The organism is Kiloniella laminariae DSM 19542 (assembly GCF_000374005.1).
Classification (GTDB): Bacteria; Pseudomonadota; Alphaproteobacteria; order Kiloniellales; family Kiloniellaceae; genus Kiloniella; species Kiloniella laminariae.
The window spans coordinates 745,501-764,295 of record NZ_KB893134.1; the positions used below are offsets into that span (position 1 = coordinate 745,501).

17 protein-coding genes and 2 riboswitches are annotated in these 18,795 nt (G+C 51.7%); of the genes, 11 read left to right on the top strand and 6 right to left on the bottom strand.

Annotation, left to right across the window (positions count from 1 at the left end):
• The first annotated feature begins 40 nt into the window (after window positions 1-40).
• Genes thrC through B152_RS0103645 form a run of 3 tightly spaced genes read left to right on the top strand, consistent with a single transcriptional unit; the run spans window position 41 to window position 3,318 of the window.
• The gene (gene thrC / locus B152_RS0103635) at window positions 41-1,438 is read left to right on the top strand and encodes a threonine synthase (protein WP_020591025.1); all 1,398 of its coding nucleotides are present in this window, start codon (window positions 41-43) and stop codon (window positions 1,436-1,438) included.
• Window positions 1,439-1,441: 3 nt separating this feature from the next.
• On the top strand, window positions 1,442-2,701 hold the full coding sequence (locus B152_RS0103640; RefSeq protein ID WP_020591026.1) for a M16 family metallopeptidase: 1,260 nt from the start codon (window positions 1,442-1,444) through the stop codon (window positions 2,699-2,701).
• A gap of 29 nt (window positions 2,702-2,730) precedes the next feature.
• Window positions 2,731-3,318, top strand: coding sequence for a GNAT family N-acetyltransferase (locus B152_RS0103645; protein WP_026261252.1), 588 nt, complete (start codon window positions 2,731-2,733; stop codon window positions 3,316-3,318).
• Window positions 3,319-3,346: 28 nt separating this feature from the next.
• On the opposite strand, the gene B152_RS0103650 is transcribed toward B152_RS0103645, so the two are convergent.
• On the bottom strand, window positions 3,347-3,919 hold the full coding sequence (locus tag B152_RS0103650; RefSeq protein WP_020591028.1) for a YqgE/AlgH family protein: 573 nt from the start codon (window positions 3,917-3,919) through the stop codon (window positions 3,347-3,349).
• A 289-nt stretch (window positions 3,920-4,208) separates the two neighbouring features.
• Between B152_RS0103650 and B152_RS0103655 the strand changes: the two genes are divergently transcribed.
• Both B152_RS0103655 and B152_RS0103660 read left to right on the top strand, forming a co-directional pair.
• Window positions 4,209-6,254, top strand: coding sequence for a protein-disulfide reductase DsbD family protein (locus B152_RS0103655; RefSeq protein ID WP_033405694.1), 2,046 nt, complete (start codon window positions 4,209-4,211; stop codon window positions 6,252-6,254).
• A gap of 54 nt (window positions 6,255-6,308) precedes the next feature.
• Window positions 6,309-6,791 carry a peroxiredoxin gene (locus B152_RS0103660; protein WP_020591030.1) on the top strand — a complete coding sequence of 161 codons (483 nt, stop codon included), beginning with the start codon at window positions 6,309-6,311 and terminating at the stop codon, window positions 6,789-6,791.
• A 77-nt stretch (window positions 6,792-6,868) separates the two neighbouring features.
• Here the strand turns inward: B152_RS0103660 and B152_RS22365 are convergent, their stop codons facing one another.
• Entirely contained in the window at window positions 6,869-7,618 is a 750-nt protein-coding gene (locus B152_RS22365) for a DUF1194 domain-containing protein (protein WP_020591031.1), read from the bottom strand.
• Between the two features lie 348 nt (window positions 7,619-7,966).
• On the opposite strand from B152_RS22365, the gene B152_RS0103670 reads away from it, so the two are divergent.
• Window positions 7,967-8,770: a flagellin N-terminal helical domain-containing protein gene (locus B152_RS0103670; RefSeq protein WP_020591032.1), complete on the top strand. Its 804-nt coding sequence runs from the start codon at window positions 7,967-7,969 to the stop codon at window positions 8,768-8,770.
• A gap of 37 nt (window positions 8,771-8,807) precedes the next feature.
• Here B152_RS0103670 and rnhA read toward each other — a convergent pair whose 3' ends face one another.
• Genes rnhA through ispH form a run of 3 tightly spaced genes read right to left on the bottom strand, consistent with a single transcriptional unit; the run spans window position 8,808 to window position 11,188 of the window.
• Window positions 8,808-9,251, bottom strand: coding sequence for a ribonuclease HI (gene rnhA / locus B152_RS0103675; RefSeq protein WP_020591033.1), 444 nt, complete (start codon window positions 9,249-9,251; stop codon window positions 8,808-8,810).
• Complete coding sequence (locus tag B152_RS0103680; RefSeq protein ID WP_020591034.1) at window positions 9,248-10,213, bottom strand: homoserine kinase; 966 nt, start codon at window positions 10,211-10,213, stop codon at window positions 9,248-9,250. The genes rnhA and B152_RS0103680 overlap by 4 nt, the downstream gene beginning before the upstream one ends.
• Window positions 10,214-10,219: 6 nt before the next feature.
• Window positions 10,220-11,188 carry a 4-hydroxy-3-methylbut-2-enyl diphosphate reductase gene (gene ispH / locus B152_RS0103685; RefSeq protein ID WP_020591035.1) on the bottom strand — a complete coding sequence of 323 codons (969 nt, stop codon included), beginning with the start codon at window positions 11,186-11,188 and terminating at the stop codon, window positions 10,220-10,222.
• 245 nt (window positions 11,189-11,433) lie between these two features.
• Here ispH and B152_RS0103690 point away from each other — a divergent pair, with 245 nt between their 5' ends.
• The 5 genes from B152_RS0103690 (at window position 11,434) to B152_RS0103710 (ending at window position 18,146) form a co-directional block, all read left to right on the top strand.
• Window positions 11,434-12,000: a hypothetical protein gene (locus B152_RS0103690; protein ID WP_157230791.1), complete on the top strand. Its 567-nt coding sequence runs from the start codon at window positions 11,434-11,436 to the stop codon at window positions 11,998-12,000.
• 238 nt (window positions 12,001-12,238) lie between these two features.
• A riboswitch (glycine riboswitch) is annotated at window positions 12,239-12,349 on the top strand.
• A riboswitch (glycine riboswitch) is annotated at window positions 12,350-12,461 on the top strand.
• 51 nt (window positions 12,462-12,512) lie between these two features.
• Entirely contained in the window at window positions 12,513-13,616 is a 1,104-nt protein-coding gene (gene gcvT, locus B152_RS0103695; RefSeq protein WP_020591037.1) for a glycine cleavage system aminomethyltransferase GcvT, read from the top strand.
• A gap of 69 nt (window positions 13,617-13,685) precedes the next feature.
• Complete coding sequence (gene gcvH, locus B152_RS0103700) at window positions 13,686-14,060, top strand: glycine cleavage system protein GcvH (protein ID WP_020591038.1); 375 nt, start codon at window positions 13,686-13,688, stop codon at window positions 14,058-14,060.
• Between the two features lie 81 nt (window positions 14,061-14,141).
• Window positions 14,142-17,030, top strand: a complete 2,889-nt coding sequence (gene gcvP / locus B152_RS0103705) for an aminomethyl-transferring glycine dehydrogenase (RefSeq protein WP_020591039.1) — start codon at window positions 14,142-14,144, stop codon at window positions 17,028-17,030.
• Between the two features lie 348 nt (window positions 17,031-17,378).
• Window positions 17,379-18,146, top strand: coding sequence for a class II glutamine amidotransferase (locus B152_RS0103710; RefSeq protein ID WP_020591040.1), 768 nt, complete (start codon window positions 17,379-17,381; stop codon window positions 18,144-18,146).
• A 160-nt stretch (window positions 18,147-18,306) separates the two neighbouring features.
• On the opposite strand, the gene B152_RS24735 is transcribed toward B152_RS0103710, so the two are convergent.
• Entirely contained in the window at window positions 18,307-18,795 is a 489-nt protein-coding gene (locus B152_RS24735; RefSeq protein ID WP_020591041.1) for a F0F1 ATP synthase subunit B family protein, read from the bottom strand.

Below are 18,795 nucleotides of genomic sequence, written 5' to 3' on the forward strand. Positions count from 1 at the left end.
TGCGGGAAATTTTGTTAAACGAGTGTCGGTCTAGGAAATCATGAAATATATCAGCACCCGCGGTCGGGCTGAGAGCCTCAGTTTTGATGACGTTCTTCTGGCTGGATTGGCTCGGGATGGCGGTCTTTACCTGCCCGAGAGCTGGCCGGAGTTTTCGGCAGGGGAAATCCGCGAGATGGCGGGGAAACCTTACAGTGAAGTCGTCTTCAGGGTGGTTAAACCATTTGTTGCCGGGGTGATTCCTGATGCAGCTCTCAGGTCCATTGTGGAAGAGAGCTATGCCAGTTTCCGTCACCGGGCTGTTGCGCCGCTCAAGCAGATGAACGAACGGCTCTGGGTGATGGAGCTGTTTCATGGGCCGACCCTGGCTTTCAAGGACTTTGCGCTTCAGATGCTTGGCCGTCTGTTTGACTACGTGCTGCGCGAACGCGGTGAGCGGATCACCATTGTCGGGGCGACCTCGGGGGATACAGGGTCTGCGGCCATCGAAGCCTGTCGGGACAGGGATCAGATTGATATCTTCATCCTCCATCCCCACGGGCGGGTTTCCGAGGTTCAGCGCCGCCAGATGACCACTGTGAAATCTGCCAATGTTGTCAATGTTGCTCTCGAAGGCACGTTTGATGACTGTCAGGATCATGTGAAGGCAATGTTCAATGATCAGGCCTTCCGTGACAATGTGAAGCTTTCTGCCGTGAACTCGATCAACTGGGCGCGTATCATGTCCCAGATTGCCTATTATTTCGCAGCTGGTGTTGCCCTTGGCGCACCAGACCGTCCAATCGGATTTTCCGTACCCACCGGAAATTTTGGCAATGTGTTTGCGGGTTATGCAGCCGGACGTATGGGCTTGCCAGTTTCTCAGCTGGTAATTGGCTCAAACCGCAACGATATTCTGACCCGTTTCTTCGAGACCGGGGCCATGACCATGCTGCCGGTTGAGCCCAGCCTCTCTCCCTCAATGGATATCCAGATATCCAGCAATTTTGAGCGACTGCTTTTTGATCTGCTTGATCGTGACGGTACAGCTGTTGAAGCAACACTGACCAGCTTCAGGGAGACCGGGAATTTCGCTCTTTCTCCTGATCGTCATCAACGTGCCTTGCGTCTGTTCGATGCTTTCCGGCTTGATGATGACCAGACCCTGTCAGAGATACGCAAATATCATCAACAGACGGGTGAGCTACTGGATCCCCATTCGGTTATTGCCGTGGCTGCGGCCGATGCCATGATCCGGGATGATGTCCCGGCAATGGTCTGCATGGCGACAGCGCATCCGGCGAAATTTCCAGATGCGGTCCATAGAGCCTCTGGTGTGACGCCTGAGCTGCCGGAACATATGGCAGATCTTTTCGAACGCGAAGAGCACTGTACAGTTATGGCAAATGATCTGGGCAAGCTGAAAGATCTGGTTCTGTCGCGGCGGAGAAACAGTTAATTCATGACCATCGAAATTTCTACACTGCCCAACGGACTCAGGGTTGCTACCGACAGGCTCGATAGTGTTGAATCCGTTTCTCTGGGGGCCTGGATCGGCGTGGGAACGCGGAATGAAGAGGCAAAGGTCAACGGCGTTGCACATCTGCTGGAACATATGGTCTTTAAAGGTACCGAGAAACGCACGGCCTATGATATTGCCGAGGAAATCGAGGCTGTCGGGGGCCAGTTGAACGCCTATACTTCCCGTGAAAATACGGCCTTCTATGCCAAGGTGCTCAAGGATGATGTGCCTCTTGCTCTGGATACGGTCGCGGACATTTTGCAACGTCCCCTGTTTGATGCTTCCGAACTGAAGCGTGAACGACAGGTCGTTTTACAGGAACTGGGGCAAGCCAATGATACCCCGGATGATATCATTTTTGATCATTTTCAGGAAACAGCCTACCAAAATCAGGCTCTGGGGCGTCCGGTTCTGGGGAAGAGCGAGATTATCAGCCGTCTCTCGACAAAAGACCTGAGACACTACATGGGAAGTAACTATGGCAGTAACTCCATGGTTGTCTGTGCATCTGGCAAGATTGACCACGCCGAGTTTGTAACGCTGGCTGAAGAGCAGTTTGGGGGCTTGTCTGCTGTTGTTGAACAGAAGCTGACACCCTCAATTTATTCTGGTGGCAGTTATCGTGAAGAGCGGGTCCTGGAACAGGCCCATTTTCTGATCGGTTTCGAGGGCGCTGATTATCTAAGTCCGGACTATTATGCTGCAAATGTTCTGGCGACGCTGTTTGGGGGCGGGATGTCCTCGCGACTGTTTCAGGAAATCCGTGAAAAACGCGGTCTGGTCTATACGGTTTATGCTTTTGCATCCAGCTTCATGGATAGTGGGTTATTTGGTGTCTATGCCGGGACGGGGGAAAAAGAAGCAGGTGAGCTGGTTCCGGTGGTCGCAGATATGTTGGGTGATTTGACCAGCACGATAACCGAGGAAGAACTGGTCCGGGCCAGAAGCCAGCTCAAGGCATCTATTCTAATGGGACTTGAGAGCACAGGTGTGAGGTGTGAACAGCTGGCTCAGCAGCTGTTGATCTTTAACCGCTCGATTCCTGTTGAGGAAACTGTTGCGATGATCGAGGCCGTTGACGTGGCTGCGGTACAGAATTTTGCTCAGAAAATCCTGTCCAGTCCTGTGACCCTGGCGGCACTTGGGCCTATTGGTCAACTGGAAAGCCAGGAGCTGCTTGAGAAGAGGTTTGCGTCCTGATGTTGTTCAGCGGGCTGACACAATGGGAGATGCGGCGGCTTCGTTTGGTGAATAAACGGGTTTATCTCCGGGTGCCACAGATGGGAGACTGGAGAGAGTGGGCCGAGTTAAGGCACATCAGCCGCGAGTTTCTCACCCCCTGGGAGCCAACCTGGTCAAGTGATAGCCTGGATAAATCGTCCTTTCGCGACAAACTCAGGGTTTACTGGCTCGATTGGCGTCAGGGAATGAGCTATTCGTTTTATGCTTTTTCGCGTGAAACTGATGAACTGTTGGGCGGTATCACGATTGGCAATGTCCGCCGAGGGGCTGCCCATATGGGCACGATCGGTTACTGGATGGGAGAACCCTATTCGGGCAAGGGATATATGACGGAAATCCTGTCGTCTGCCCTGGATTATGCTTTTGAGGAACTGGCGTTACACCGGCTTGAAGCGGCTTGTCTTGAACACAATGAAGCCAGCAAGACAGTCTTGCGTAAAGTCGGTTTTGTTGAAGAAGGCAGGGCGCGGGGATATTTGCGGATCAATGCCCTCTGGCAGGATCACATTACCTTTGGGTTATTACGCAATGATTCCCGTCTTTCTGCCAAGGGCTGGATCGAGAGTAAACACTGATTGACGGGCAACAGGGAAGACGCATCATCTAAGCGTGTCCAGCCTCGCCAGAAAGTAATCCGGGATCGACACCTAGTTTTGACATTGCCTTCTCCCATTTTTCCATAAGATTTTCACCAAACAGAATATCTTCATCAGGATCAACCACAAGCCAACCATTGTTCTGGAGTTCATCGTCGAGTTGTCCGGGGCCCCAACCGGCGTAGCCCAGGGCAAGCAGACTGCTTTGTGGCCCGGCGTTATTGGCTATATCGTTGAGAATGTCGACTGTCGCAGTCATCGCCACTGAATTGGCGACGTTCATGGTACCGTCTTGCTGATATTCGCTGCTGTGCAGAACAAAGCCTCTGCTGCATTCCACCGGACCGCCGAAATGAACCCGAATTTGCCCGGCTGTTTCTGTCTCGGGAATTTCCAACTGTTGAAGAAGATCAACAAAAGAGAAGCTTTTTATGAGCTGATTGATGACAAGTCCCATTGCGCCGTCTTCGTTGTGTGCACAAAGATAGATGACGGATTTGGCAAAACGGGGATCACTCATTTGCGGCATGGATACCAGAAGTTTTCCGGTCAAATAACCGTTACTCTGAAAGCCAGTCATTGCAATCTTAAACCTCCTGGGCAGATATAGAAGAAATCAGTATAGCGCCTGGAGAGGAATTTGACTCGGATCATTCCCTAAACACGCCATATTTACTATATAGGTGATGATCCTCGTAAGTTCAAAATATGCTGTGGGCAGGTTTTTAAGTTATCTCCTGGCAGCAGGATCTCTTGGCGCTATCAGACGTAGCAAGGTGAAAAACGAAAGAAACGGGTATTACGTGAGAGTGTTTCAAAATTTAGGCGTTTTCTTTTCAAGACCGCGGGCATTGCTTCCGCTGGTCTTTATGCTCCAATGCGTTTGGGTCTCAGCAGCCTTTTCTTCAGCCACTCCCTGGGTCGAGACAGACTACTCCCGTGTACGTTTGATTTCTGCTCAGGAAACGCTGGGGGAACAGGGCAGCTTGATGATGGGCCTTGAGTTCAAACTGGAAGAGGGGTGGAAAACTTATTGGCGCACACCGGGAGACGCGGGTTATCCGGTTTCTCTTGGCCTTGAAGGAAGCGATAACCTGTCAGAATCAGAGTTTTTCTGGCCTGTACCTCATCGGTTCACTCTTTTTGGTCTGGAGACTTTTGGCTATAGCGAATCTGTTATATTTCCTTTTGAGGTCAAGGCAGCTGATCCCGAGCGAGACCTTCTGCTGAAGGGGCAGGTAAGTTATCTCTTGTGCAAGGAAATCTGTATCCCCTTTGATGCTGAAATTTCTATAGGGATACCTGCTGGAGACGCTTTCCCGTCGCTTGAAACTTCCTTGATCGATGCTGCAGTTGGGCTGGTGCCGGGCAAAGGGGCAGAAGCAGGGCTGGCTGTTGATCAGGTTTTTCTGCAGGGATCGAAAAATTCGCTTGAGTTACGAGCAGTTGTCTCTTCGACCAAAGAAGGATTTGTTGCGCCGGATCTTGTTGTTGAAGGCCCCCCTGAGTTTTCCTTTTCGAAGCCTGAAGTGGTGGTTGGCGATGATGGCACAACGGCTGTTCTGACCCTTGCTGTTGCGGTTGATCCACAAAGTGAAACCGTGGTGGAGGGGAAGCAGCTTCGCCTGTTGCTGATGGATGGTGCCCGAGGACTCGAGGTTGAAAATATAGCGCGGTTTGATCCTGCTGCTGTTGCAGATACATCTTTTTACGAATTTTCTGTGATCTTGGCTGTTGCCTTGCTGGGAGGCTTTATTCTGAACCTGATGCCCTGCGTTCTTCCCGTTCTGTCGCTCAAGATGCTTTCGGTTGTGAAGCACGGGGGACGTGAAGGATCTGCTTTGCGCCGCAGTTTCCTGATGACCAGCGCGGGCATTGTCAGCTCTTTTCTACTGCTTGCCAGCCTGGCAATCGGGGTAAAGGCCCTCGGCGTTTCGGTCGGTTGGGGGATACAGTTTCAGCAACCGCTGTTCCTGATTATCATGGCAGTTGTTGTTACACTCTTTGCGGCCAATCTTTTTGGCTGGTTCGAAGTCCTGGCACCTTCTGCCCTGAATGACAGGGCGGTAGCGGCATCGGGTTCTCCCAGCCTTAGGGGGGATTTTTTTACCGGAGTGTTCGCAACCCTTCTGGCCACGCCTTGTTCTGCACCTTTTCTCGGGACGGCCGTCGGCTTTGCTCTGGCAAGGGGGAGTTTCGAGATCCTGGTGATCTTTACCTTTCTTGGTCTGGGGATGGCTATCCCCTATCTTCTTGTCGCCTTAAAACCCGGCTTTGCAACCCTGCTGCCAAGACCAGGGGCCTGGATGGTTCGCCTGAAGGTCTTTCTGGGACTTCTGTTGCTTGGAACCGGGGGCTGGTTACTTGCCGTACTGCAGGTCCAGATCGGTACTCTTGCTGCCCTGCTTGTTGCTGGCCTGCTACTGGCAGGTCTCTGCGTGATGGCATTCCAGTCTCAGCGACTGCTTCGCAGAGGAATGGTGATGACTGTTCTGGGGGTTATGGCCCTTGTGGTGCCAATGGGTTTTGCAGAGGTACCAAAGGCCGAAATCAAAGATGATCTTTGGCAAAATTTTGATGTTAAAAGTATTCCGCAAATTGTGGCTGATGGCCGTATTGTTTTTGTTGATGTGACAGCAGACTGGTGCCTGACCTGTCAGGTTAACAAGAAGCTGGTGCTGGAGCGGGAAGAAATACGCGATTTTCTTGCCACCGAGCAGGTGGTGCCGATGTTGGCTGACTGGACTCTGCCAAGCGAAGAGATTACGGCTTATCTGAAAAGTTATGGTCGCTACGGTATCCCCTTTAATATTGTTTACGGCCCGGGGGCGCCTGATGGAATAGTTCTGTCTGAACTTTTGACCATGGAAGAAACACTTGAAGCTTTTAAAAAGGCATCTGCTCGGCAAGAATGATCAAGAGTAACATTACAACATGGCCCAAAGCAGGGCTCAAAACGGGGAAATAAAATGACAATTACTGTTGGAGCGAAGGTCCCTTCGGCGACCATCTGGAATAAAGATGCCGAGGGAATGAACAAGATTGATTTTGCAGAGTTCTGCGCTGGTAAAACGGTTGCTCTTTTTGCCGTTCCAGGCGCATTTACGCCGACGTGCCAGGACAACCATTTCCCGAGCTTTAAAAAGAATGTTCAGTCTTTTAAAGACAAAGGCGTTGATACCATTGCCTGTCTTTCCGTGAATGATGCCTTTGTCATGCGTGCCTGGGGCCAGAAGCTTGATGCCGAGGGCGAGATCCTGATGCTGGCTGACGGCAATGGTGATCTGGCAAAAGCACTGGGGCTCACACTGGATGGCACTGGTTTTGGACTGGGTTTGCGTTCTGCCCGTTTTTCCATGCTGATCAAGGACGGCACTGTAACCGCCCTGAATGTTGATGAAGCAGGCGGCTTCGAAGTTTCTGATGGAGATACCTTGTTAAAGGCATTGTAATCCAGAGATAACAAGGGGAGGGAGGGTTCTCTTTCCGGCCCGGATTTTTGTCCGGTCCTTTTGTTACGGGTACAGGTTTAAGGGCGGGCCGGAAGAGACGGCCCGCCAGCCACCGGGAGATTGCCAATTTCGCGGACAAGCTTCTGTACGATTGCCTGCCTGTAATCATCATAAGAATTTGCCTTGATAACAAAGCTGTTGAAACCGCCCGTGACCTGGCTTCGAAAATAGCTGTCAAGGGTCGGAATATCATTCACAATAGCCAGCCCATTGATTGTAATATTGTTTTTAACAGCAACATCCCGCAGATAGTGAACCGGAATGCCGTCGTTGTTCCTGCCATCCCCGGAAATATCAAGCGTGCGCCTGGAAGAGCGGAAGGGGCTGCTGTTGAAAATATGGATCGACTGAGCAATGACTGCCGAGAGAGATGTCGAGCCGATTGCCACGGAGCGCGGCAAGCGGGAGATCCGGGTGGCCACGGTTTCGAAGCTTCCCGGAGGTCCGATCAGAGTCCAGGGCAGTACCACTTCCTGATTGCTGCTGCTTGACCACTGAATAAGGGTGAGGGCGATCTGTTGGTGATGGCCGAGCTGAACCGCTTCTTTTATTTCCCGCGAGTTCAGGGCATGAGCAATTCCCTGCATCTGCTGAATATATTCGTACTGGTCGACGCTATAGGAGCAATCGATGGCAAGGATAAGCTGGAGATCTACTTCTGGAGGGAGAGCAAGGTTCGTTTGTGCCTGGGCTGAAGTGCTCATCAAGCTGAAGAAAAGCAGCAAGTACTGCCGGGTAGCCCGGAGGGAGAACGTGAAGTGAACCATAGGTGCTCCAGTATTATCCCCGTCTTCAGGTGGGGCAGGCGTTTGGATTGTAGCCGATTTTACTGAAAAGGATAAACTGCTCTGATCCCCGTCCGAGTCTCCTGGTTTGCCATGAGCATAAAGAGCAGGATAAAAAATACCGGTTCTCGAATGATTATCTTTTCCAACGGTTTGTTTTTAATGGTGGAATGGTGCTTGGCACAATTTAGCTAAAATTTTATTAAAATTAGCCACTATTTGGAATCGTAACTCGTTGATTTTTTTCGGAATCAGGCAGAGAATATAAGGTGAGTACTGGTGCATTGCGCAGGTATGCGTGTAACATTCTCTAAGTATGGAGACGGTCAAATGCCTACCGTTAATGGCTCGTCGTATAACGCGACTACGCTTAAGAATTCACTTATACAGCAGAATAACGTCAGCAAGCTGGCAAGCGGCTCGAACTTTCCAAAGGCATCCGATGCGGCTGCTTCTCTGGCGATTTCAGCCGTGCTTCAGGCTGATACTGTTGTTCTGAACCAGAATGCAGCGACTGCTGCACAAGGGGCAAGTATTGGCCAGATTGCCGATGGTGGCCTCGCCCGGATCTCAGATGGCCTTGTTCGCCTGAAAGAACTTGCGGGTCAGGCCCTGGGAGCCTCGCAGGATCCAAACAGCCTTAATGCGATCAATACCGAGTTTGTGCAGATAAGAGACGAAATTTCGGCCATTGCCGGACAAACTTCGTTTAATGGACAAAGTTTGCTAAATAACACTGGTAGCCAGAGCTTTCTGATCGGTACAGATGTCGGTGACACGATCAATCTGGATAATGTTGATGCCACGGGCGCAGCGCTTGGGATTTCAGGTTTAACTGTCGATACAGTTGGAAATGCATCGACGGCTCTGGCCAGCATTGATAATGCAATCAACGTTGTCAGTGGCTATCGTGCGGGCGTTGGTGCTGCTGTATCCCGGTTTGAAGTGGCGGGCGAAAATATTGCCAGTCAGGTCGAGAACGTCAAAGCGGCCAATTCAGCCTTGGCTGATTCAGATATCGCTGCCCAGGTGACAAGCCTGGTAACCTCGAAAGTTCTGAATGAAGTCGGCTTGTCTGCCCGGGCGCAGGCGAATAACAATCCTCAAGCTCTGCTGAGGCTTCTGGAAAGATAGTTTATCCAGATAATGGAACACTGTCGGGCATGGTCACCTATTTATAGGAAGCCATGCCTTGGCGTGCGAGTTCGTCAGCGCGTTCATTTTCGGGATGTCCTGCGTGTCCCTTGACCCATCGCCATTCTACGTCATGAGGTTTCAGTGCAGTCTCCAGACGTTGCCAGAGCTCTGCATTCTTGACCGGTTTTTTGCTGGCCGTCTTCCAGCCGTTCCGCCGCCAGTTATGAATCCACTTGGTAATGCCGTCTTTTACATAGACGCTGTCCGTTGTCAGGATGACGTAGGTCGGTTTTTTCAGGGCTTCCAGAGCAAAGATGGCTCCCTGAAGCTCCATGCGGTTGTTGGTTGTTTCCGCTTCACCCCCGCAAAGCTCTTTCTCTGTTTCCTTGTAACGCAACAGGGCACCCCAGCCTCCGGGGCCTGGGTTACCAGAACAGGCGCCATCCGTGAAGATCTCAACCGGTGTTTTACTGCTCATAAGACAATACCGTAATCGCGGACTGATTTGACGGATTGGTGGAACCGCAGCTTGTTGAGGTATTCGAGGGGATCTTTGGGTTTGACGAAAGCTCCTGCAGGATGATTGATCCAGTCATAAAGGCGGGTCAGCAGAAAACGGAAGGCTGCGCCGCGGGCCAGTATGGGTAGGGCTTCCAGTTCTTCACGAGTCAGCGGCCTGGTTTCCTGATAGGCCCGGGTCATAAGCTGGGCCTTGGTGACGTTGAAGCTGTTGTCCGGTTCGAAACACCAGGCGTTAAGACAGATGGCAATCTCGTAGGCGAGCAGGTCGTTACAGGCGAAATAAAAATCAATGACGCCGGAGAGATTCTCGTGAATAAAAAAGACATTGTCCTGGAACATATCCGCATGGATAACCCCTTTGGGCAGGCTGTCCGGCCAGTTGGATGACAGAAACGCGAGTTCCTGTTCCAGTTCTCTGGTGAGGCCTGGTTTTACCTGATCTCCTTTGCTCTCGCAGGATTCCAGTAACTGCTGCCAGCCTGAAACCGAGAGGGAGTTCGGCCTTTCAAGGGTGAAATCTGCCCCGGCGAGATGCATTTCAGCCATGGTCTTGCCCAGAGCGCGACAATGGAACGGCTGTATCCGGCGAGGCCACATGCCATCGAGAAAAGCCGTGATAGCTGCCGGGCGTCCGCAAAGCGTCCGCAGGTAATCCCCGTCCTTGCCCGCGATTGGTATGGGACAGGAAATACCCTTGGCGGCGAGGTGCTGCATAAAGCCGAGGAAAAAAGGTAGATCCTCTTTTTTTACCCGCTTCTCATAGAGGGTGAGAATATAGTTCCCGACTGTGGTGTGCAGAATATAGTTGGAGTTTTCTACCCCCTCGGCAATTCCCTTGAGAGAAAGCACTTCTCCGATATCGTATTCGGTAAGAAAGGATTCGACTTCGTCGTCGGGAACTTCGGTGTAAACGGCCATGGGATCTCAGTGAATTTCTTTGTTGGCTGTCGTGTCAGACAGGGTTTTGGGGACTTTGAAAACAACGTCTTCGTCCCGAATGTTAACCTCCTCAATGCGCACATCAAAGTGCTCCCGAAAAGCATCAATAACTTCTTCGACCAGAATCTCCGGGGCAGAAGCGCCAGCGGTAATGCCAAGAGTTTTGATGCCTGCCAACCGGTCCCACTGGATGTCGGTGGCGCGTTGTACCAGTGCAGCCTTTTCACAGCCCTGTTTGAAGGCGACCTCGACCAGGCGTTTGGAGTTTGACGAGTTGGGCGCGCCGATAACCAGAAGCGCATCACACTTTGCAGAAATTGCCTTTACCGCTTCTTGCCGGTTGGTCGTGGCGTAGCAAATATCTTCCTGTTTCGGTCCCATCATGTTGGGGAAGCGTCGCAGCAGAATCTTGATAATTGAAGCAGTGTCATCGACAGAAAGAGTCGTCTGGGTTACATAGGCGAGATTCTCGGGATCTGGTACAAGCAGGTCTTCAGCGTCCTGTTCGGTTTCGACGAGGACGATTGAGCTATCGTTTAGTTGTCCCATCGTTCCAATGACTTCGGGATGTCCAGCGTGACCGATCAAGATCACTTGCCGCCCGTCTTTTTCATGCCGCTCGGCTTCGCGGTGTACCTTACTAACCAAGGGGCAGGTCGCATCGAAATAGAGCAGATTTCTGGCCTTGGCAGCCTCAGGGACGGATTTGGGAACACCATGGGCCGAGAAAATAACTGGAACGCCTTCGGGGACTTCATCCAGTTCCTGTACAAAAATAGCTCCTTTTTGTTCCAGACTCTCCACGACAAAGCGGTTGTGAACGATCTCATGGCGTACGTAAACCGGAGCGCCATGTTTTACGAGCGCGCGTTCGACGATTTCGATCGCACGGTCCACGCCGGCACAGAAACCTCTGGGGCTTGCAAGCAAAATTGTCAAAGCGGGTTTGGTCATAAGGTCTGGTCCGTATATTTTTACAGAGGATAGCCTAACTGGAATCTGGGGCAAACCTAATACAGAGGGACTGTCGAGAAAAGCCTTAAAGGTGCTGCAAAATTCGGAATAGACAGGCAAGGGCCGCGATGAGACTTTGCAACCACTTGATTAGACGTTAAAGTTGCCGCGAGCTACTGACATGGTTCCGAATATCATCTTTTATGGGTGTCAGCCCGGTGTTTGAATATGGGAAAAATTGTTTCATGGGTCGCGTTTTGAATTGGTCAGCGGTATGTTGTTTCTCTTTGCCGTCCCAGGTTTCTTTTGCCCTGCTTGTGCTGGCTGGTGTTCTGGTCACGGGCTGTGGATTGATTGAACCGGAAAAGGCGCCCCCGGCCTGTCCTGAACTGATCGTTCTCAAGGAAGCCAAAGAAATGACCCGTTTCGAAGGAAATGGTCGTGACCTTACCGATGTAAGCTTTGAGGCTGACATTAACAATTTTGTCTCTGGTTGTATCCTGGACGAGGAAACGAATAATCTGGAAAACCAGGTTGTCGTCAGATTCGAGCTGACCCAGGGCCCTGCGAGCAAGGGTGTCGCCGAGTTCCGTTATTTTGTTGCTGTGGCGACCCTGGACAGAAAAATCCTGACCCGCGAATCCTTTGGCCTGAGTACACCTTTTGAAGGAAACCAGACTTCGCTTGCCGTTGTAGACAATATCTTCCCGACCATACCTCTGCGGGATGGCAAAACGGGGGAGGATTATATCATCTTCGTCGGTTTTGAACTGTCGCGCAGTGAGCTCTATTACAACAGAACTAAGCTCTGACATGCAAATCTTGAGGGTTCTACAAGCGGACAGATAGCCCTCTCTACTGCTGTGTTGCGATAGAATCGAATAGTTTCCTATCATAAACTTTTGGGTGGGTGCGAGAGCTAACTCCCTGTCTTTACAACGGGCTTGTCGCGATCATCCTGTTTCTTGTCGTATGTGGTTGACTTTTGCCGGGAAGAGGGTAAACCTCTATACAAGCTGTTGTAGCGATACAACAGGCAACGCTGCCGTATGATCTCTCGCGGGAGAGACTGTCGCTGGGTTTCTTAAGGGAAACACAGTAGATGGCGCCGAAGGAGCAACCGCCCCGGAAACTCTCAGGCAAAAGGACCGCATGGGGTAGGCAACTCTGGAAAGCTTTGAAATAAATCACAAAGCACCGACGGAGTAAGCAGGAATATCGGATCTTTCCGGTTTTCTGTGAATCTCTCAGGTCCGCAGACAGAGGGGGACGCAAGAGCCAGTGGGCTATTGTGTTCTATACCTTTTTGTTCTGGAGCCAGTGAATGTCGGATGCCCTCAAGAAAACACCTCTCTATGATTTGCACGTAGAACTGGGCGCCAAGATGGTTCCTTTCGCAGGCTACTCCATGCCTGTGCAATATCCTGCCGGGATCATGACCGAGCACAAACACACGCGTGCTGCTGCGGCAATTTTCGATGTTTCGCATATGGGGATTGTTCGCCTGATGGGCGAGAACGCGATCCCTGCATTGGAAAGTCTCTTGCCGGCAGACCTTGAAAACCTTGCTGATAATTCCATCCGCTACAGTTTTTTCACCAATGAGTCCGGCGGAATTCTTGATGATCTGATGATTACCAAAATTCCCGGCGGGCTAAGCCTCGTGATCAATGCTGCCTGTAAAGACGCTGACGTGGCGCATATTAAAGCCAAGATTGGCGACCAGGTTGAGGTCGAAGTTGAGTATGACAACGCGCTTATCGCTCTTCAGGGGCCAAAGGCAGCTGAAGTCCTTGCCCGTTTTGCTCCGGCTTGTCTCGACATGAAATTTATGACTTTCCAGCAACTTGAGATCGACGGTGTCAGCTGTCAGGTAAGCCGGTCCGGCTATACCGGGGAAGATGGCTATGAAATTGCTATTCCTGCAGCCAAGGCCGAACAGCTGGTGCGTCGTCTGCTGGAAGAAAGTGAAGTGGAAGTTACCGGATTGGGGGCACGTGATTCTCTGCGTATGGAAGCCGGATTGTGCCTCTATGGTAATGATATCGATACGACAACCACCCCGATTGAAGCCGGGCTGCTCTGGGCAATCCAGAAGCGTCGTCGCAATGAAGGTGGATTCCCGGGAGCTGATGTTATTCTGAAGCAGATTGCCGATGGTGCACCTCGCCGTCTTGTCGGCATTCTCCCCGAGGGTCGCGCACCTTTGCGTCCGGGTGTCGAGATCGCCAATGAGCAGGGCGAAGTTGTTGGCAGTGTCACCAGTGGTGGTTTTGGTCCAAGTGTTGGCGGCCCCATTGCGATTGCCTATGTAGCGACAGCAAGCAAGGAACCGGGAACAGTCTTGAATGCACTGGTGCGTGGCAAGGAACTTCCCTGCAAAGTTGTCAAAATGCCGTTTGAGCAAAAAAGTTACTACCGGGGATAACCCCCGCAATACAGGGCAACGTCCCAATAATGACCCCTAGAAAAAGAACGTGATTAAAGGATCAGGATTATGAGCGAACTGAAATTCAGCGAAGAGCACGAGTGGATTCTTGTCGAAGGTGATATCGGAACCGTCGGAATTACCGAATTCGCACAGGAACAGCTGGGTGATGTGGTGTTCGTGGAAGTTCCCGAAGAAGGCAAGGAACTGGAAAAAGGCGGTGAAGCAGCCGTAGTTGAATCGGTTAAAGCAGCCAGTGAAGTCTATGCCATCTGTGATGGTGAAGTGACAGAAGGTAACGAAGCATTGGCTGATGAGCCAAGCCTTGTGAACTCTGACCCAATGGGCAAAGGCTGGTTCTACAAAGCCAAGATTTCTGATCCGTCCCAGCTCGACGATCTGATGGATGCAGCTGCGTACAAGGCCTTTGTCGAAGGCCTCTAATCCGCTCAGCCTTGTTTTTGCGTTAAATGTTCCAGCCCCATAAACCGGGCTGGAACGGTCATCATCTGATGAGGAAACTCCATGTCTGATACAAAATTGTCTCTCCAGGACCTTGAGCAAAAAACAGACTTCATTCGCCGCCACATCGGCCCGCGAGAAGCTGAAATGACAGAAATGCTGTCTCTGCTCGGTCTTGAATCCCTGGATGATCTGTCCGAAAAAACAGTTCCAAAATCCATTCGTGAGACTGATCCGCTAGCTCTGGCCGAAAGCCGGACCGAGAGCGATGTTCTGGCTTATGCGCGCTCGGTCGCAAAAAAGAACAAGGTTTTCAAATCTTATATCGGCATGGGGTATTACGGCACCAAGGTGCCGAGTGTGATCCTGCGTAACGTTCTGGAAAACCCGGGCTGGTATACGGCCTATACTCCCTATCAGGCAGAGATTTCCCAGGGGCGTCTGGAGGCAATCCTCAACTATCAGACAATGATTTCTGATTTGAGCGGTATGGAGATGGCGAATTCTTCCATGCTTGATGAGGGAACTGCCGCAGCCGAGGCGATGACATTCTGTCGCCGGGTTGCCAAGAGCAAGGCAGAAGTCTTTTTTGTCGATCAGGATCTCCTGCCACAAAGCATTGATGTGATCAAAACCCGGGCTGAGGCTCTGGATTATGAAATCCAGATTGGCGATCCTCGCAAGGATCTTGACCCGTCAAAGGTTTATGGGGCGCTGTTCCAGTACCCCGGTACTTCCGGTCGCATCGATGATTACAGTGATCTGATTGCTGCAGTTCAGGAGCATAAAGGCCTTGCAGGTCTGGCTGCTGATATTCTGGCTCTGACACTGCTGAAAAGCCCAGGTGAACTCGGTGCTGACTTTGCGCTCGGATCTGCCCAGAGGTTTGGTGTTCCCATGGGTTTCGGCGGTCCACACGCGGGTTATTTCGCAACAAAGGATGCTTACAAGCGCTCTATTCCGGCCAGACTGGTCGGCATGTCGGTTGATGCACATGGAGCGCCTGCCCTGCGCATGGCTTTGCAGACACGTGAGCAGCATATCCGCCGCGAAAAAGCCAACAGCAACATCTGTACCGCGCAGGCGCTATTGGCCAACATGGCCGGATTCTATGCAACCTATCACGGACCAAAGGGGCTGAAGCTGATTGCCCGCCGTGTTGCTCGTCTGGCATCAATTCTGGCCGCTGGTCTGAAAGCGGGTGGTGTTGAGGTTGTTCATGAGGCTTTCTTTGATACGCTGACGGTCAAGGTCCCGGGCAAGGCCAAGGACATTGCGGCCAAAGCGCGTAAAGAAGAGATGAACCTGCGTCTGGTTGATGGGGATACGCTGGGGATTTCTCTGGATGAAACAACCCTGCGCGAAGACATCGCAACGCTTTGGTCTGTTTTTGGCGTGGCTGGACAGTCGGTCGAGAAACTGGATCAGTCTGTTGACAGCAATCTGCCAGCAGGGCTTGCCCGTCAAACCAGCTTCCTGACCCATCCGGTGTTCAACAGCTATCACTCCGAAACAGAGATGATGCGATATCTGCGCAAGCTTTCTGACAAGGATATCGGCCTGGATCGTGCGATGATTCCTCTGGGCTCCTGTACCATGAAACTCAACGCCGCTACCGAGATGATCCCGGTGACCTGGCCAGAGTTTTCAAATATCCACCCCTTTGTTCCGCTGGACCAGGCCGAAGGTTACATCGAGCTGATCAAGGATCTCGAAGCCATGCTGGTCGAGATCACGGGGTATGATGCGATTTCCCTGCAGCCAAATTCGGGTTCCCAGGGCGAATATGCGGGGCTTCTCGCCATCCGCAAGTATCATGAAAGCCGTGGAGATATGGAGCGCGACATCTGTCTGATTCCTGCGTCTGCCCATGGAACGAACCCTGCCTCTGCTGCTTTGGCTGGCATGAAGGTTGTCGTGGTTAACTGTGACGAAGAAGGCTATGTCGATAACGAGGATCTTCGCCTTAAAGCCGAAAAGCACAAAGACAACCTTGCCGCGGTGATGATTACCTATCCCTCGACACATGGTGTGTTCGAGGAAGAGGTTCGCACAACCTGCAAAATTGTTCACGACTTCGGTGGTCAGGTCTATATTGACGGCGCGAATATGAATGCGATGGTCGGCCTGGCAAAGCCGGGCAAGTTTGGCGGGGATGTCTCGCATCTTAACCTGCACAAGACCTTCTGCATTCCCCATGGCGGTGGCGGACCAGGTGTTGGTCCAATCGGTGTTGGTAAGCATCTGGCTCCTTTCCTGCCCAACCATTCTGTAGTTGCAGAGGCTGGCCCGGCGACGGGGCAGGGGGCGATTACTTCGGCGCCCTGGGGTTCTGCCAGTATTCTTCCGATCACATGGGTCTATTTGAAGCTGATGGGAGCGGCAGGGCTGCGCAAAGCAACCCAGGCGGCAATCCTTAATGCCAACTATCTGGCGAAACGGCTGTCTGATCACTATCCGATCCTCTATGCCTCGCGTAACGGCATGGTGGCACACGAATGTATTGTTGATGTCCGTCCGCTAAAAGAGACTGCAGGAATTACGGTAGATGATATTGCCAAACGTCTGATTGACTATGGTTTCCACGCGCCAACCATGTCGTTCCCGGTTGCTGGTACCCTGATGATCGAGCCGACGGAATCCGAGTCCAAATACGAGGTGGATCGTCTGGCTGATGCTCTGATTTCCATTCGTAAGGAAATTGCGCGTGTCGAGCGGGGCGAACTGCCCGGGGATGACAACATGCTGTGTAATGCACCGCACACTGCAGCCTCGCTTTTGGCCGAGGAGTGGAAACACCCCTATAGCCGTGATGAAGCTGCCTATCCGGTGGAAAACCTGCGGGATGGAAAATATTGGGCACCAGTCGGACGGGTTGATAACGTCTATGGTGACCGGAATCTTGTTTGCTCTTGCCCTTCGATCGAGAGCTATCGGGATGCGGCTGAGTAAGCCGCTGAAACGGAGAGATCAGATGGGACCAAAAGCTGGGAGTTCCATATGTCTGATCCCTCCGTCCTCATAGGGTGTGTATGTCGGGCAAGGGACGGTTCGACACACTTGGAACGGGGCCGCACCCTGTTCCCGCCCATTGCTGGGACTGGAGTCCGCGTTACAAGCGCGGACTCCTTTTTTTATTTTATTGGCATCAAGAAGTCTATTGCTGATCTTCGGCACAAGAGTAGGATGTCGCAAACTTCCCTGATCGTGCCGTAAAGTGTTAACCAGATCATGTTAATCTGGCCTTGCTTAACTTCAGGGGAATATTGTTTTTCGCCCTGGACTGCGTTGGAGTGACTTATGTGCCGTTGGCTTGCCTACTCCGGAGAAGAAATTTTTCTGGAAGATTTACTGTTTAAACCTGAACACTCTCTTGTTGAGCAGTCGCAGCATGCAACAGAGGCCAAGGTGGCAACCAACGGCGACGGATTTGGGGTCGGTTGGTACGGGCAACAGGAGGTCCCGGGTCTTTACCGGGAAATCATGCCGGCCTGGAACGACTGTAACCTGAGACATCTGGCAAGACAGATCAAATCATCCCATTTTTTTGCCCATGTCCGGGCTTCAACTGGAACCGCGACATCGCGGGCGAACTGCCACCCCTTTGCCTATGGTAACTGGATGGGAATGCATAATGGCCAGGTTGGGGGCTATGAACAGCTGAGGCGTCCTCTGGAAGCCTTTATATCTGATTGTCATTACCTCAACAGAATGGGAACAACCGACAGTGAGGCGCTGTTTTATATGCTCTTCTGTCTCGGGCTTGAGGAAAACCCCGTTCAGGCGATCTGCCGGATGGTTTCTACCGTCGAAACCCTTCAGAAAGAAAAAGAGATAACGGCCCCCTTCCGCTGTACCATGGCCATTACCGACGGCAAGAGGCTTTTTAGCCTCAGGCATGCGAGTGACAACTATGCGCCCTCATTGTACTGGCAAAAACAGGAAGGGCGTCTGGTGGTGGTTTCTGAGCCTTTGAGCGTTGACCGGACAGGCTGGAACAAGGTGCCTGAATCTCATGTTCTGATATCAGAGGGTTCTGAAGTGCTGGATATTGTCTCAATCCAGTGACGTCCTTGCCTCAGGCAGGGAAATGTCTGACATGGGCCTCAGCAAGGAAGTATCTATCTATCCAGGTCAGGTAGGGCTTTGTTCTTTCTTTGAGGACCTTAAAAACAAAAAACCGGCTCAGAAGAAGCCGGTTTTTTGTTTTTGTTCTGAAGTAACAGGATCAGTGAAACTTGCCATCCAGGGCGCTGATGGAATCATCAAGAAGCGCCTTGGCTTTGGGTTTTGTGATACTGCTGCTCAGAATAGCTTTCGTCGCAGAAATCGCAACATCAACAGCCTGGTTACGGACTTCATTCAGGGCAGCAGCTTCTGCCTGATTGATTTTATCCATGGCCTGCTGTTCACGGCGTTTCAGGGATGCTTCTAGTTCCTTGGCAGATTCTTCGCCGACACGGATAGCTTCTGCCTTCGCATGTTCAACAATTTCCTCTGCTTCTTTCAAAGCATCGCGCTGCTTGCGCTTGTATTCTGCCAGTGTCTTCTGGGCTTCTTCGCGAAGGTTCTGGGCTTCTTCAAGAGTCTTGCGGATGGCTTCGCCACGTGCATCAAGGCTGGCGAGGATACCTTTGCCGCCTTTAGCGATAACAAGAAACACAAAGATGAAGAAAGAAACACCGACCCAGAAACCGGGATTGTGTAAGAATTCCAT